This is a genomic window from Dyella sp. BiH032, assembly GCF_031954525.1.
Taxonomy (GTDB): domain Bacteria; phylum Pseudomonadota; class Gammaproteobacteria; order Xanthomonadales; family Rhodanobacteraceae; genus Dyella_D.
In genome coordinates this window covers 4,808,709-4,825,085 of the sequence record NZ_CP134867.1, presented here as the reverse complement: position 1 = coordinate 4,825,085, position 16,377 = coordinate 4,808,709, and the positions used below count along the sequence as shown (strand labels likewise).

The window sequence follows — 16,377 nt, the reverse complement described above, 5'->3', positions numbered from 1 at the left end:
GGACCCGAGCAAAAGCCGCGGGCGCCGCGCCAGTCAGCCGGCGGTCGAGAGGCGTGCGAACAGCAGGCCGTGCGGCGGCAGGCGCAGGCGGTTGTGGTCCAGCGTGCCTTCGGCCAGGTGGTGGCCGCTGAGGCGTTCGCCGCCTGCCGGCAGCGTGAGCTCGACCGACTCGATGCCGAGGTTGAACGCCGCCAGCACCGTCTCGCCCTGGTAGGTGCGGGTGAAGGCCAGGACCGGCTCCGGCGTATCCAGGAAGCGGATGTCGCCCCAGCGCAGCGCCGGCTGCGCGTGGCGCCATTGCATGAAGTCGCGGAAGCCGTGCAGCGCCGAGGCGGGATCGGCTTCCTGGCGCGACACCGCCAGCGCGCGGTGATCGTCGGGCACCGGCAGCCAGGGCGCGCCGCTGCTGAAGCCCGCATGCTCGTTCTCGTTCCACGGCATCGGCGTCCGACAGCCGTCGCGGCCCTTGAAGTTGGGCCAGAAGGCGATGCCGTAGGGATCCCGCAATGCTTCGTACGGTACGTCCGCCTCGGTCAGCCCCAACTCCTCGCCCTGGTACACGCAGACCGAACCGCGCAGCGAGCACACCATCGCCGTGAGCAGGTTGGCCAGGCGCACGGACGCATCGCCGTTGCCCCAGCGGCTCAGCACGCGCTCCACGTCGTGGTTGGAAATGGCCCAGCAGGGCCAGCCTTCCGTCATCTGCGCTTCGAGCCGTTCGACTGTGCCGCGGATGTAGCCCGCGCTGAAATCGTCGGTGAGCAGTTCGAAGCTGTAGCCCATGTGCAGGCGGTGGCCGCGGGTGTATTCGGCCATGGTGGCGAGCGAGTCTTCGGAGGAGATCTCGCCCAGCGCGGTCGCGCCGGGATAGCGGTCGAGCAAGTCGCGCAGCTGCTCCAGGAACGCGAGGTTCTCCGGCTGCGTGTTGTTGTAGTAGTGGTACTGGAATGCGTACGGGTTGTCGGGGCTGAAACCGCGGCCCACGCGCATGGCTTCCGGCTTGGGCGGGTTGTCGCGCAGCTGGCGGTCGTGGAAGCAGAAGTTGATCGCGTCCAGGCGCAGGCCGTCCACGCCCTTGTCCAGCCAGAATTTCACGTTGTCCAGCACTGCGCGCTGCACGTCCGGATGGTGGAAGTTGAGGTCAGGCTGCGAGGTCAGGAAGTTGTGCAGGTAGTACTGCCCGCGCCGCGGCTCCCACTGCCAGGCCACGCCGCCGAACAGCGACATCCAATTGTTGGGTGGCGTGCCGTCCGGTTTCGCGTCGGCCCACACGTACCAGTCGGCCTTCGCGTTGTCGCGGCTGGTCCGGCTTTCCTTGAACCACGCATGCTGGTCGGAAGTGTGGCTGAGCACCTGGTCGATCATCACCTTGAGGCCCAGGTCGTGGGCCTTCGCCAGCAGCCGGTCGAAGTCCTCGACGGTGCCGAACAGGGGATCCACCGCGCGGTAATCGGCGATGTCGTAGCCGAAGTCCGCCATCGGCGAGCGGAAGAACGGCGCGATCCAGATCGCGTCCACGCCCAGGCCGGCGACGTAGTCCAGGCGCTCGACGATGCCCGGCAGGTCGCCCACGCCGTCGCCGTTGGTGTCCAGGAAACTGCGGGGGTAGATCTGATAGATGACGGCTCCGCGCCACCAGGGTGCTTCACTCATGTCCCGTATCCCGAGGCTTTCTAGCGCACGCGCCACGAGGCGGTCCGCAGGGTGCGGGGCAGCTTAAACGCAGCCTGCGACGCGCATGCCGTTCATGCATACGTATTCAAGAAATGAGGATTTTGCAGCGCAACAGTGTGCGCGATGGGTTCGGCGCCGCCTGTGCGGACCGGGTTCTTGAATCGTGGCAGGTGGCACTGGCGCGGCTTTCGCGGCGAAACGGGAACAGGCTCGCCGGAGCATCGCGCACGCTGACGATGCACGCCGTTTTTGTCACGAGTGCACAAAAAAACCCCGGGATGAATACGTATGCATAACCGACACCCCCTCGGAAGCACGGGCCTACCATCTGCGCCACGCGATAAGCGCGACCCATAGACAAGCCGGCCCCCGCCACCTGGGCGGACAAGCCGGCGCCGTAGTGACAGCAAGCCCTGGGGAGGGGACAAGGTGATCCTGAAACGCAACGTATTGGCCATGGCGCTGGCGTCGGCCGGCTTGTGCTTCACCGTCGGCATCCATGCGGCCCCGGCCGGCACGGAGAACGGCGCCGCCGCGGCACCGGCCCAGGACGCGCAGTCCAGCCAGGCGCAGACCGGCTCGACGCCGTCGTCCGATCAGCAGCAGGACGGACGCAAGAAGAGCAACGAAGAGCAGCTCGCCAAGAGCCTGGCCGGCATCACCGTGACCGGCTACAGCAACAGTGTGCAGAAGTCGATCGACTACCAGCGCTACGCCGACACGATCCAGAACGTGATCACCTCGGCCGACATCGGCGGCCTGCCGGACCAGTCGATCGCCGACGCGCTGACCCGCCTGCCGGGCGTGTCCGCCGAGCGCATCGCCGGCCAGGCATCGCAGGTGAACATCCGCGGCCTCTCGGGCAACTTCATCCAGACCACGTTGAACGGCCGCGAGCAGCCGTCCACCAGCGGCAGCAATTACATCCAGTTCGATCAGTACCCGTCCGAGCTGATCAATATGGCGACGGTGTACAAGTCTTCGCAGGCGTCGCTGATCACCGGCGGCGTGGGCGGCACCATCGGCCTGCAGACGGCCAATCCGCTGGAAGCGCCGAAGGAGCAGAACCTCAACGTCGACGCCCGCGGCAGCTACAACAGCCTGGCCAACGACGTGGCCGGCGCCAGTTCGCTCGGCTACCGCCTGAGCGCGGCCTACCAGGGCAAGTTCCTCGACAACACGCTGGGCGTCGGCCTGGGCGTGGCGCAGATGTACCAGCCGCACGTGGCCGAGCAGTTCGTGGGCGAGGCTTCCGACGGCAACAAGTACACGCTGTCCGACGGCCGCCAGGCCTACCTGACCCAGGGCCTGCAGCTGCAGCAGAACGGCGGCACCGAGCGGCGTACCGGCGAGGTTGCCACCATCGTGTGGAAAGCCACCGACGAGTTAACCCTAAGCGGCGACGCGTTCTATTCGAAGTTCAAGAACACCTCGTTCGGCTACGGCTTCCGCACGCAGAACATCTACCAGAGCGGCGCCACCGTCACCAATGCGGTGCTGGGCCCGTACGGCACGATGACCGGCGGCACGGTGACCGGCACCGGTGGCAGCCAGCAGTTCTCCAACGAGACCACGGCCGATAACTACACGACGAACACCAGCGTGTTCACCAGCGGCCTGAACCTGGCGTGGAACCACGGCAACTGGCATGTCAATTCCGACGTGTCGTTGTCGCGCGCCTCCAGCAATCAGATCAATGTCGATACCACGGCCGATCCGTACGTCGGCCTGGGCACCGCCAACCCGGCGCTGGCGGCGCAGTCGGTCACCTATCAGCTGCGCGGCCGCCAGATCGGCGACGTGTCGTATGCCAATCCCGGCCAGTACACCGACCTGAGCACGCTGGGCCTGTCGCGTTATGGCGTGTATCCCTACATCTATCACGACAAGATGAAGGCGTTCCGCACCGACGTGAAGTACGACCTGCCCAACAGCTCGCTCTTCTCGGCGCTGGAGTTCGGCGTCTACGCGAACAACCACACCTACAACGCCGACCGCGAGGTGTTCGTCTACGGTTCGGAGTGGGGCACCGACCAGAGCAAGGGCGTGCCGCTGACCATTCCGTCCAGCGCGGCCAAGGTGACCTGCTGGAAGGGCAAGTTCTCCGGCTTCCCGTGCTTCATGCAGCTCAACGGGCCGGCGATCCTCGCCGCGCACGGCATCACCGCCAACCCGGTGAAGAACATCACCGACCAGAGCTGGTCGATGATCCAGAGCGGCCAGGTGGACGAGCACACGCGCGACCTGTACTTCATGGCCGACATCGCCACGCAGCTGTTCGGCCACGACCTGACCGGCAACATCGGCATGCGTTACTCGCGCCAGAACCAGACCAGCTATGGCCTGCAGCAGGTGGGCAACGGCGCCGGCGTGCCGATCACCGACGGCAATGGCGTGACCAGCTACGACTATGCGCCGCTGACCGTGGGCAAGAAGTATCACGACTGGCTGCCGTCGTTGAACCTGATCTACCACTTCACCGACGACGACCAGGCGCGCGTCTCGGCCGCCAAGGTGCTGGCGCGCCCGCCGATCAACCAGATGATGGCCGGCTCCGGTTCGTGGGTGGACAACGGCCACTACAACGTGTGGGGCGGCACCAGCCCGAAGCTGGACCCGCTGCGTGCTACCCAGTACGACGCCACCTTCGAGCACTACTTCGACGACTCGACCGGCGTGATCAGCGGCGGCGTGTTCTTCAAGAAGATCAAGTCGTTCATCCAGGCGGTCACCTACAACAACTTCGATTTCGCCTCGGCCGGCATTCCGGTGCCGACCGATCCGACTACCGGTAAGCCGTATCTCAACGGCCAGTACCAGACGGCCTACAACGCCAAGGGCGGCATCGTGCGCGGCGTGGAAGCGTCCTTCTCCAAGACCGGCTTCCTGCCGGGCGTGTGGAAGGGCCTGGGCGTGCAGGCCAACGTGGCCTACACCGACAGCACGGTCAGCAATCCGACCACGCTGGGCGGCGCCACTTCGTACATTGGCCTGCCGGGCCTGTCCAAGCGCGTCGCCAGCCTGGCGGTGTTCTACGACAACGGCCCGTTCTCGGCCCGCCTGTCCGGCAACTACCGCTCGAAGTTCGCCTCGGACACGCAGATGTCGGTGACCAACCAGATGGTGACGTTCGCCGCCGAGACGGTGTACGACCTGCAGGCCTCGTACGACGTCAACAAGCAGTGGCGTATCGTCTACCAGATGCTCAACATCAGCGACCAGCCGACCAAGACGTACTTCGGCGCGGATCCCTCGCAGACCGGCACCATCCAGTACTTCGGCCGCACTAGCTACCTGGGCGTCGAGTTCAAGCTGTAACCGACCAGCGCGCCGGCGCCCCGAAAGGAGCGCCGGCGCGGTGTTTCAAAGGTGTCTCGTCCGCGAGCACCGGCACCCGCGAGGCCCGGCGTAGCGGATCCCCAGCCCGGCACATCCCGCCCGGCGCACCGTTCCATCGAAGGCCAAGCGACCATCGAATGGAGCAACGCATGTCCCTGTCCCGCCGGTTTCGTTCTCTTCCCTTCCTGCTCGCCGCCGCGCTCGGCAGCTCCGTCGCCTGCGCGCTGCCCGCCGATGGCGACACCGCGCCGCCCACTGCCGCGAAGACCCAGGGCTCGGGCGTGTGGTACGAGATCTTCGTGCGCGCCTGGTACGACACCAATGGCGATGGCATCGGCGACCTCAACGGCGTCACCGCCAAGCTCGATTATCTGCAATCGCTGGGCGTCAGCGGCATCTGGCTGATGCCGATCAACCCGTCGCCCAGCTATCACGGTTACGACATCACCGACTACGAAGCGATCAACCCGCAGTACGGCAGCATGGCCGACTTCGAGCGGCTGGTGAGCGAGGCGCACAAGCGCGGCATCGAGGTGATCATCGACCTGGTGATCAACCACACCAGCGACCGACATCCATGGTTCGTGTCGGCGCTCGATCCGCAAAGCAAGTACCGCCACTGGTACACCTGGGCCGGCGCGGGCACCGACCTGAAGGCGATCAGCGCGGTCGACGGGCCGGCCTGGCACGCCAACGGCAAGCAGCATTACCTGGGCGATTTCACCGGTGCGATGCCCGACCTCAACTACGACGAGCCGGCGGTGCGCCGCGAGATGATCGCGATCGGCAAGTTCTGGCTGGGCAAGGGCGCGGACGGGTTCCGCCTCGACGCCGCGCGCCACATCTACGACGACCTGAAGAGCGACAACGGCCAGCCGGCGGTGATCCGCAAGAACGCCCAGTGGTGGACGGAGTTCCGCCAAGGCCTGCGCCAGGTCCGTCCGGACGTCTACCTGGTCGGCGAGGTTTCGGCGAAGCAGCCGGACGAGCTGGCGCCGTATCTCCCGGCGCTGGGCTCGGTGTTCGACTTCCCGCTCGCCGAGCAGCTGATCGCCAGCGCGAAGCAGGAAAAGGCCGGCGACCTGCCGTCGCTGCTTACCGCCACGTATGCCGCCTTCCAGGCCGCCGCGGGCGAGGACTATGCGGACGCGCCATTCCTGTCCAACCACGACCAGGAACGCGTGCTCAGCCAGCTCGGCGGCGATCTGCACCACATGCGCACGGCGGCGGCGATGTTGCTGACCCTGCCCGGCCGGCCGTACATCTACTACGGCGAGGAGATCGGCATGCTCGGCCGCAAGCCGGACGAGAACCTGCGCGAGCCGATGCGCTGGCAGCGCACGCCCGGCGCGCCGGGCGACAGCCGCTGGAAGGCATCCAGCGTGAAGCAGGGCGGCGACGTCTCGGTGCAGGCCGAGCAGGATCGTCCCGATTCGCTGCTCAACTTCTACCGTACGCTGATCCACTGGCGCGTGGAGGTGCCTGCGCTGCGGGACGGCGCGCTACGCGTCATCGCGACCGGCAGCCCGGCCCTGGTGGCCTATGAGCGCGCCGCGTCCGATGGCCGTGCGCTGGTGGTGCACAACCTCTCAGGCAAGCCGGCGAGCTTCAAGCTCGATGCGGAGAGCGCCAAGGCGTTCTCAGCCATCCGCCTGCACAGCGCGCCGGGGGCGACCCTGGCGCAGGGCAAGCTCACGCTGCCGGCCTATGCCACGGTGGTGCTGCAGTGAAGGCACGGCGGCGCGTGTCGTTGCTGGGCTGGCTCGCCTGTGCCGTGGCGCTGGCGTTGCCGGCGCATGCGCAGACGGATGCGGAACGCGGACCGGGGCCGGGGCCTCTCGCCGAATTTCCCGTCGCGCAGGGCAGGGTAACGCTGCGCCAGCTGACGCCCGATATCGTCAGGCTCTACTTCGTCCCGAACGGAGGCGCGGTGGCGGCGCCCACGCTGGTGGTCGATCCGGCTTTCGATGCCCTGGCATCGGGGGAGGGGGCCGAGCAGCGCGGGAACGCCGGCAACGTGGAGATCCGCTGGGCAGTCATCCATGGCGAACTGGTTGCCCGCAAGGGCGGCCGCCAGGTGTTGAGCGTCGACATCGCCGCGCTTGGACGGGGCGAAGTGCTGGCCCATCACGATGCTGCCGATGCGCTGTATGGCATTCATGGCTATGACGCTTTCGAACGCGCCGACGGCGGTTTGCGCCGCGCCGGTCGCCAGGTGGCCAAGGCGGGGGAGCAGGGTTTCGCCGGCGCGCCATTCGTATGGAGTACGGCAGGCTACGGCCTCCTGGCCGATGCCGAAGGCGCGCGCTTCGACCTGGATGGCGGCAACATCCGCGTGCACGGTCGCCAAGGGCAGGCGATCCGTGACGTTTACGTGCTGCTGGGCCCGCCCAAGGCAGTGTTCGCCGCGCTGGCGCAGATCAGTGGCCGCACGCCGCTGTTCCCGAAGTGGGCGATGGGTTTCACCAACAGCCAGTGGGGCATCGACCAGCGCGAACTGTTGCAGCTGGTGGACACCTACCGCGCCAAGCACATCCCGATCGACAACTTCACGCTGGACTTCGACTGGAAGGCCTGGGGCGAAGACAACTACGGCGAGTTCCGCTGGAACGCGGACAAATTTCCCGGCGGCCCCGACGGCAGCCTGAAGACCGCACTCGATGCCGAAGGCGTGCACCTCACCGGCATCATGAAGCCGCGCCTGCACGTGGATACCGTCGAAGGGCGCTATGCCAGCGAACACGGCCTGTGGTCGGCGGCGAGCAAGCCGGCGCCGGACTATTTCTCGCACAAGACCGTGCGCGACGTGGACTTCGACAAGCCGGCCACGCGCGCCTGGTTCTTCAACGATGCGCTGAAGCGTTCCTTCGATACCGGCATCGCCGGCTGGTGGAACGACGAAGCGGACACGCTCGACAGCGACACGCAGTTCCTCGACATGCAGCGCGCGCTGTATGACGGCCAGCGCGCCTACAGCGACCGGCGCGTGTGGTCGATCAATCGCAACTTCTACCTGGGCTCGCAGCGCTACGCCTACGGACTGTGGTCCGGCGACATCGCCACCGGTTTCGCCAGCATGAAGGCGCAGCGGCAGCGCATGCTCAGCGCGATCAACGTCGGCGCGATGCAGTGGGGCATGGACGGCGGCGGGTTCAAGAAGAGCGGCACCGGCGCCGATCCGGCGACCGGCGGACTGACGCCGGAAAACTATGCGCGCTGGATCCAGTTCGGCGCGTTCACGCCGATCTTCCGCGTGCATGGCGAGCTGGGCATCAAGCGCCAGCCGTGGGTTTATGGCGCGGTGGCGGAGAAGGCCGCTGCCGATGCCATCCGCCTGCGCTATTCGCTGATCCCGTACATCTACAGCTACGAATACCAGCGCCGTGTCACTGGGGTGGGTCTGGTGCGGCCGCTGCTGTTCGACTGGCCGGACGATCCGAACGTGCGCGAGGACGTGGACGCGTGGATGTTCGGCGACTATCTGCTGGTATCGCCGGTGGTGGAAGCCGGTCAGGCCACGAAGGACATCTATCTGCCGGCGGGGCGCTGGACGGACTACGCGTCGGGCAGGGTCTACGAAGGTGGCCGCTCCATCCGTTACGCGCTGGACGCGAAGGCCTGGTCGGACGTTCCGCTGTTCATCCGCGAGGGCGCGATCCTGCCGTCACAGCCGCCGATGGACTACGTGGGCGAACGTCCTCTGCGCGAGGTCGAGGTGGACGTCTTCCCCGCCACGCTGAAGACGAGCTTCCCGTATTACGACGATGACGGCGACACCTATGCCTACGAGCGCGGCGGCTACTTCCTGCAGACGCTCGACGCGCAGCGGAACGATCGCGAAGTGCGTGTCGAGACCGCTGCGCCCTCGGGCAGTTTCCGTCCGGCGCTGGCCTGGTATCTCGTGAAGGTGCACGGCATGGCTGCCGGCAGCGTGAGCGGCGGCGGCCAGGCGTGGCCTGAAGTGGCCAGTGTGGAGGCGCTGCGCAAGCACGAAGGCGCTGGCTGGGCGCGCGGCAGCGACCGCTTCGGGCCGGTCACCTGGGTGCGCGTGCCGGCCGGACAAGCGCTGCGCATCGCGCTGACGCAGGCGCCGTGAGCGAATCGGCGGTGGCTCCGAACGAAGGGGAGCGGAGCGGGCCGCGTGAAAGGGGGCTGTTCCATCCACCGAAGAGAGGGGCAACATGATTCGTTCGACGGAAGTGATGCACCGTTTACCGCGTGTCCGCGGCGTCGCGCTCGCCGCGCTCGCCAGCGCCATCCTGGCCCTGCCATGGGCATCGGCGCTGGCCGCCACCAACGACAACAACGTGGAGTGGGCCGGCCTGTTCCACGACCAGGGGCCGCTGTTCGACAACGCACCGGAGCCGACGGCCAGCCAGGCCGTCACGCTGACGTTCCGCACCTACAAGGGAGACATCAGCAGCGCCAACATCAAGTACTACGACAGTGCCGACGGCGCCTTCCATTGGGTGGCGATGCACTGGGCATCCAATGACGCCACCGGCACGTTCGACTACTGGCAGGGCACGGTGCCGGCCAGCGCGTCCGAGAAGTACTACCGCTTCCAGATCAACGACGGCAGCTCGACCGCCTGGTACAACGCAGCGGGTACGACCAGCAGCGAGCCGTCGTCGGGCGACTTCTACATCATTCCGGGCTTCAAGACGCCGGACTTCATGAAGAACGGCGTGATCTACCAGATCTTCCTGGACCGCTTCTACAACGGCGACACCAGCAACGACGTGCAGACGGGGCAGTACACCTATGGCGGCCAGTCCACCCAGAAAGTGGCATGGGGCGGCAGCGTGTTCGCCACTGGCGGCGGTTCCAACAACCTGGTGTTCTTTGGCGGCGATCTGGCCGGCGTGGATCAGAAGCTGGGCTACATCAAGCAGACGCTGGGCGCGAACATCGTCTATCTCAACCCGGTGTTCACCTCGCCGACCAACCACAAGTACGACACCGAGGACTACTACCACGTCGATCCGGCCTTCGGCAGCAACGCGACATTGCAGACTTTGATCGCCGATGTGCACAGCACGACGAATGGGCCGAAGGGTTACGTCCTGCTCGATGGCGTGTTCAATCACACGGGCGACACCAGCCAGTGGTTCGACCGCTACAACTGGTGGAGCACGCAGGGCGCGTATGAGTCCACGTCCAGCCAGTGGTACGGCTATTACACCTTCCAGCAGTGGCCGAACAGTTATTCGAGCTTCTATGGCTACTCGACCATGCCCAAGCTCGACTACGGTGCGAGCGGGTCGGCGGTGCGCAACCAGATCTACGGCAGCGCCAGCTCGGTGGTGAAGACCTGGCTCGCCTCGCCGTACGGCATCGACGGCTGGCGCCTGGATGCGCCGCAGTACATCGACGCGGGTGGCAACGGCGGCAGCGATGCCACCAATCACCAGATCATGGCCGAGCTGCGTACCGCCGTGAAGTCGGTGAATGCGAACGCGGAGATCCTCGGCGAGTTCTGGGGCAACGCCAATCCATGGACGTCCAACGGCAAGGAATGGGATAGCGCGCTCAACTACGACGGCTTCACTCAGCCGGTATCGGAGTGGATCACGGGTTACGACTACAGCGGCAACGCGGCGTCGATTCCGGTGAGCCAGTTCGACAGCTGGCTGCACGGTACGCGGGCCAATTACCCGACCGACGTGCAGCAGACGATGGCCAACTTCCTCAGCAGCCATGACATCCAGCGCTTCGGCCAGCGGGCCGGCGGCGACATCTGGAAGACCTACCTGGCGCTGATCTTCCAGATGACCTACGTCGGCACGCCGACCATCTACTACGGCGACGAGTACGGCATGCAGGGCGGCAACGACCCGGACAACCGCCGCACCTTCGACTGGACCCAGGGCACGACGACCAATGCGGCGGTGGCGCTGACGCAGAAGCTGATCGCCATCCGCAACCAGTACGCGGCCTTGCGCACCGGCTCTTTCATGAGCCTGCTCACGGATGACACCAATAAGCTCTACGCCTACGGCCGCTTCGACCAGAGCCACCGCATCGCCGTGGCGCTTAACAACGACAGCACGTCGCACACTGTCACGGTGCCGGTATGGCAGCTGAGCATGACCAACGGCAGTACCGTGACCGACCTGCTCAGCGGTAACACCTATACGGTGAGCGGGGGTAATGTGACGCTCGCGGTGAACGGCCACTACGGCGCGATCCTCGCGCAATGAGGGGAAGATAGGGCATGACCAAGCAAGCCAAGCGCACGGTGCGCGCATGCTGACCGCCACGTTGCTGGCCGGCATGCTGGCCGCCGGCCCGGGGAACGCCGCCGACTGGCGCGGCGGGTTGTCATGGCAAGGCAGGGAGGCGGCCGTCACGGCCGCCTCCGGCGGAGGGTTCGTGCTGCACGGGCCTTCCGGCGAGCGCCGCATCGGCGCACAGCGGCTGGCGGCGCATACCGCCAGCCCGCTGTTCGACGGCCTGTTCGCGATGGCGCAGGACGACCTGCGCCTGGATTCGGTGGCGGCCATCCGCGACGACGCCTTCGATCATGGCCAGGCCATTCCCTGCGCCTGTTTCGAGACGGGCGAGAAGTGGCATTACGTGTGGACGCGCGATCTCTCGTACTCGGTGGACCTGGCCCTGTGGCGGCTGGATCCGGCCCGCTCGCGCGCGTCGCTGCGTTTCAAGCTGTCGGACGTGCGCGCACCGGGCGTGCCGGCCGGCCTGTATCCGATGCAGGACACTGGCTCCGGCGGCAGCTGGCCGATCAGCACCGATCGCATCGTGTGGTTCCTGGGCGCGCGCCATCTGCTGGACGACCCCGCCTTCGCCCGCGAGGTATGGCGTGCGCTGGCCGACACGCTGGCGCAGGACCGTCAGTACGCTTTCGACGAGACGCTTGGCCTGTACCGCGGCGAGACGTCCTTCCTCGATTGGCGCGAGCAGACCTATCCGGGCTGGACCAAGGACAACGTGGCCTTCATCGGCCAGTCGTTCGCCCTGTCCACCAACGTGCTGCATTACGAGGCGCTGCGCCTCGCCGCGGCGCTCGCGGCGAAGCACGGCCAGTCCGCCACGCCGTACGCGGCGCAGGCCGAGGCGTTGAAGCAGGCGATCAACGAGCGCTTCTGGCGGGCCGACCGCGGCACGTACATGAGTTACATCGGCGGCGCCGATCATCCGGTGCCGTACGAGGCCTACGATCTGCTGGGCATCGCGCTGGCCGTGACCAGCGGCGTGGCCGAGCCGGAACGCGCGCGCCAGGCGCTGGCGGCATATCCGACGTGGGAGGCGGGCAGCCCGGTGATCTGGCCGGAGCGCAAGGACGTGCCGATCTACCACAACCGCGCGATCTGGCCGTTCGTCAGCGCCTACGCGCTGCGTGCCGCGCGCGCCACGGACGACCCGGAGCGCATCGCGCACGAACTGCGCTCGCTGCTGCGCGGAGCGGCGCTGGCCGGTTCCAACATGGAGAACTTCGAGCTGACCACGCAGTCGGTGCACGTCGAGGACGGCGCGCTGAGCGGGCCGGTGGTCGATTCGCCGCGGCAGCTGTGGTCGGTGGCCGGTTACCTGGACATGGTGATCCAGGGCGTGTTCGGCCTGGGCGAGGACGGCAAGGTCGTGCCCAAGCTTCCGGTGTCGCTGGTGCCGATGCTGTTCGGCGACGCGCAGCGCATCAGCCTGGACCTGGGAGACAAGGAGATCGTGCTGGTGCGTCCGGCCGAGCTGGACGGCAATCTGCTGGTGGCCGGCGGACAGAAGCAGGCGGGCAGGCGCATCGAGGTCATGCTCAAGGCCCTGAAGGTCGATGCGCCGCCGCTGCGCAAGAACGCGCCGATGTACGCGCCGGCCACGCCTGCGGCGCCCGTCGTCAGCGAGGACGGCAAGCGCTGGCGCGTGCAGGGCGACGGCGAGCTGGTGCTGTACGTCAACGGCGAGCGGCACGGCCCGATGCATGGCGCGGCCAGCATCGAGCGCCGCGCCGCGCAGCAGTGCTTCAGCGTGACGCGCGTGGATGCGCAGGGTGTCGAATCCCTGCATAGCCCCACGGTCTGCAAGGGCGATGAGGCGCGCATCGGCGGGGCCTGGCCGCGCGTGTGGACGGCGCCGCGCGATGGCCGTTACCAGCTGGCGGCGGAGTACGCGAATGCGCACGGGCCGATCAACACCGGCATCACCGCTGCGGTGCAGATCGCGACGGTGCGCTGTGAGGGCATGGCGCCGCAATCCGTGGTGCTGACCCTGCCGCATAGCGTCGGCCGTCAGCGTTCCACCAGCGGAAGCTTCCAGGCGAAGGCGGGCCGGCACTGCACCGTCGCTCTGGCGCCGGGCTTCAACATGAGCTATCTCAGCCACTTCGCGCACTACACCGGCGGCCAGGGCGGCGCCGGCGGGCCGCTCAACGAAGCCGAGGTCGGCGATATGCTGATCGCCCCCACGACGGCTGGAAGCACCACGCCATGACGAGCAGGAAACCCGCGCTGTCGTTCTGGCAGATCTGGAACATGTGCTTCGGCTTTCTCGGCCTGCAGTTCGGTTTCGCGCTGCAGAACGCCAATGTCAGTCGCATCTTCCAGACGCTCGGCGCCGATGTGAACGACATCCCGATGCTATGGGTGGCCGCGCCGTTGTCCGGATTGATCGTGCAGCCGATCGTCGGCTACCTCTCGGACCGCACCTGGACGCGGCTGGGACGGCGGCGGCCCTATTTCCTGATCGGCGCGGTGCTGGCCACGCTGGCGCTGCTGTGGATGCCCAATTCGCCCACTCTGTGGGTGGCGGCCGGCCTGCTGTGGATCATGGATGCGTCGATCAACATTTCGATGGAACCGTTCCGCGCCTTCGTGGGCGACCAGCTGCCGCCGCGGCAACGGCCGCTGGGCTACGCCATGCAGAGCTTCTTCATCGGCCTGGGCGCGGTGGTGGCCTCGGCCCTGCCGTGGATGCTGGCGCGGTTGGGCGTGAGCAATGCGCCGGGTGCCAGCGGCATTCCCGACACGGTGCGCTACGCCTTCTACGCCGGCGGCGCGGTGCTGCTCGGTTCGGTGCTATGGACCGTGTGCTCGACACGCGAGTATCCGCCGGAGACGCTCGAAGCGTTCGACACCGCGCCGGTCGTGGACGGGGCGGTCGATCGGCCGGCTGCGTCGCGCTGGGGGCTGCTCTGGCTGGTCGCCGGCGCGGCGCTCACGCTGGGCGTCGCGCTGCAGCACTTGGAGAAGGAGCTGTACCTGCTGACCGGCGGCATGATGGTGTTCGGCATCGCGCTGCTGTGGCTGGGCCGGACCGCCAGCCGCGGGCCAGCCGCCCAGGTGCTGGGCGATCTGTTCGGGATGCCGGAGGCGATGCGCCAGCTGGCCTGGGTGCAGCTGTTTTCGTGGTTCGCGCTGTTCGCGATGTGGATCTACACCACCGCGGGCGTGACCCAGGTGCATTACGGCACCACCGACACGCACTCGGCCGCCTATAACGAGGGCGCCAACTGGGTGGGTGTGCTGTTCGCCGCGTACAACGGCTTTGCCGCGCTGGCGGCCGTGGTGATCCCGTGGATGGTGAAGCGCTGGGGGCTGCGCATCAGCCACCTGGTCAACGTGTGGCTGGGCGGCGCGGGCCTGCTGTCGTTCCTGCTGGTGCGCGATCCGCGCTGGCTGCTGGCGTCGATGGTGGGCGTGGGTTTCGCCTGGGCCTCGATCCTGTCGCTGCCCTATGCGCTGCTGTCGGACAACCTGCCGGCGCGGAAGATGGGCGTGTACATGGGCATCTTCAATTTCTTCATCGTGATCCCGCAGCTGCTCGCGGCCAGCGTGCTCGGTCTGCTGCTGCGGGCGTTCTTCCACGGCCAGCCGATCTATGCGCTGGTGCTCGGCGGCGCGAGCCTGTTCGTGTCGGGCTTGTGCGTGTTGCGGGTGCGTGAGCCGGTCATGGCTCCCGTAGCGACCTGATCGGGCCTGCCCCCTCTCCCCTGCGGGGAGAGGGCTGGGGTGAGAGCGGAGATGAGGGAAGGTCAACAGCACGCGTCGCTCCGTAGAGGCTCTTCCGCGAGCACCCCCCTCATCCGCCCCTACGGGGCACCTTCTCCCCGGAGGGGAGAAAGGATGGCATCGCTCAACGCCCGCGCAGGCTCGACTTCCGCACTACCAGCTTCACCGGCAGCATCGCGCTTTCCGCCGGTTCGTCGCGGATCAGCCGCAGCAGGTTCTCGACCAGCGCTTCGCCGGCCTGGCGCGTGTCCTGGCGCACGGTGGTCAACTGCGGGTTGACGAAGCTGGCCATCGGGATGTCGTCGAAGCCGGCGACGGCCACGTCGGCGGGAATGTTCATGCCGTGGTCGGTCAGCGCGCGCATCGCGCCGATCGCGATCAGGTCGCTGGCGGCGAAGATCGCATCGAACTCGACGCCGCGCGCCAGCAGCGTTTCCAGCGCCGTATAGCCGGACTGCTCGGTGCTTTCGCCGTTGACCTGCAGCGCGGGGTCGGCGGCCAGGCCGGATTTCTCCAGCATGTCCGCATAGCCGCGGTAGCGCTCGAAAAACTCGGGGTAGTGGCTGGAGGCGTCGCCGAGGAAGGCGATGCGGCGGCAACCCTGCGCCAGCAGGTGGGTGGTGATGTCCTGGCCGCCGCGGAAGTTGTCGCAGCCGATGGAAACGTCCGGCTGGTCCGGCAGCACCGCGCCCCAGCGCACGCAGTGCGTGCCCTGCGCGACCAGTTTCTCCAGCTTGTCGCGGTAGGCGAGGTAGTCGCCGTAGCCCAGCAGGATGATGCCGTCGGCCTTGCGGGTGTCCGCGTAGTCGGCGTGCCAGTCGTGGGAGAGCTGCTGGAACGAGACCAGCAGGTCGTAGCCGCGCTGGGCGCAGGCGCGGGTGATCGAGCCGAGCATCGACAGGAAGAACGGATTGATGTGCGAATCGTCCGCCGTCGGGTCCTCGAACAGCAGCAGGGCCAGCGTGCCCGAATGGCGGGTGCGCAGGTTCGAGGCGTTCTTGTCGACCTTGTACTTGAGCTGGTTGGCCGCGGCCTGGATGCGCAGGCGGGTTTCCTCGCTCACCAGCGGGCTGCCGCGCAGCGCGCGGGACACGGTGGACTGGGAGACGCCCGCCAGGTGGGCGATGTCGAAGGAAGTGGCTTTGCCTTTCTTCTGCACGTGGCGCGACCTTTTGCTGCAGCCGGTCCGGACACCCGGGGCCGGGTCAGGCGGGGATGCTAGCGGCTTTGGCCGTCAGCCGTCTTTCCGGGGTCGGGATAGGGGGCGGAAAGCGGGCAAAAGAAAGCCCCGAGGGTTAGGGGGGAACCCTCGGGGCGGGGCTGCGGATCCCAGGGGAAGGTCCGCCTTGCCGATGGCTCATCCAGGGAGGTGGTGAGCCGCGGACGCCGTTGCGTGCGTCCG

General features: G+C 67.2%; 8 protein-coding genes. 6 read left to right on the top strand and 2 right to left on the bottom strand.

What is annotated here, in order from left to right:
- Nucleotides 1-33: 33 nt before the first annotated feature.
- Entirely contained in the window at nucleotides 34-1,653 is a 1,620-nt protein-coding gene (locus RKE25_RS21290; RefSeq protein WP_311840080.1) for an alpha-glucosidase family protein, read from the bottom strand.
- Nucleotides 1,654-2,103: 450 nt separating this feature from the next.
- Here RKE25_RS21290 and RKE25_RS21285 point away from each other — a divergent pair, with 450 nt between their 5' ends.
- From RKE25_RS21285 to RKE25_RS21260, 6 genes are all read left to right on the top strand, one after another.
- Nucleotides 2,104-4,992, top strand: a complete 2,889-nt coding sequence (locus RKE25_RS21285; protein WP_311840079.1) for a TonB-dependent receptor — start codon at nucleotides 2,104-2,106, stop codon at nucleotides 4,990-4,992.
- Between the two features lie 170 nt (nucleotides 4,993-5,162).
- On the top strand, nucleotides 5,163-6,743 hold the full coding sequence (locus RKE25_RS21280; RefSeq protein WP_311840078.1) for an alpha-amylase family glycosyl hydrolase: 1,581 nt from the start codon (nucleotides 5,163-5,165) through the stop codon (nucleotides 6,741-6,743).
- Nucleotides 6,740-9,109: a TIM-barrel domain-containing protein gene (locus RKE25_RS21275; RefSeq protein ID WP_311840077.1), complete on the top strand. Its 2,370-nt coding sequence runs from the start codon at nucleotides 6,740-6,742 to the stop codon at nucleotides 9,107-9,109. The genes RKE25_RS21280 and RKE25_RS21275 overlap by 4 nt, the downstream gene beginning before the upstream one ends.
- An 85-nt stretch (nucleotides 9,110-9,194) precedes the next feature.
- Nucleotides 9,195-11,216: a glycoside hydrolase family 13 protein gene (locus RKE25_RS21270; RefSeq protein ID WP_311840076.1), complete on the top strand. Its 2,022-nt coding sequence runs from the start codon at nucleotides 9,195-9,197 to the stop codon at nucleotides 11,214-11,216.
- A gap of 46 nt (nucleotides 11,217-11,262) precedes the next feature.
- A complete protein-coding gene (locus RKE25_RS21265) occupies nucleotides 11,263-13,458 on the top strand; it encodes a Six-hairpin glycosidase-like protein (protein ID WP_311840075.1) in 2,196 nt (731 codons plus the stop codon).
- Nucleotides 13,455-14,936, top strand: coding sequence for an MFS transporter (locus tag RKE25_RS21260; protein ID WP_311840074.1), 1,482 nt, complete (start codon nucleotides 13,455-13,457; stop codon nucleotides 14,934-14,936). Before RKE25_RS21265 ends, RKE25_RS21260 begins: the two co-directional genes overlap by 4 nt.
- 163 nt (nucleotides 14,937-15,099) lie before the next feature.
- On the opposite strand, the gene RKE25_RS21255 is transcribed toward RKE25_RS21260, so the two are convergent.
- A complete protein-coding gene (locus RKE25_RS21255) occupies nucleotides 15,100-16,134 on the bottom strand; it encodes a LacI family DNA-binding transcriptional regulator (protein WP_311840073.1) in 1,035 nt (344 codons plus the stop codon).
- Between the last annotated feature and the right edge of the window lie 243 nt (nucleotides 16,135-16,377).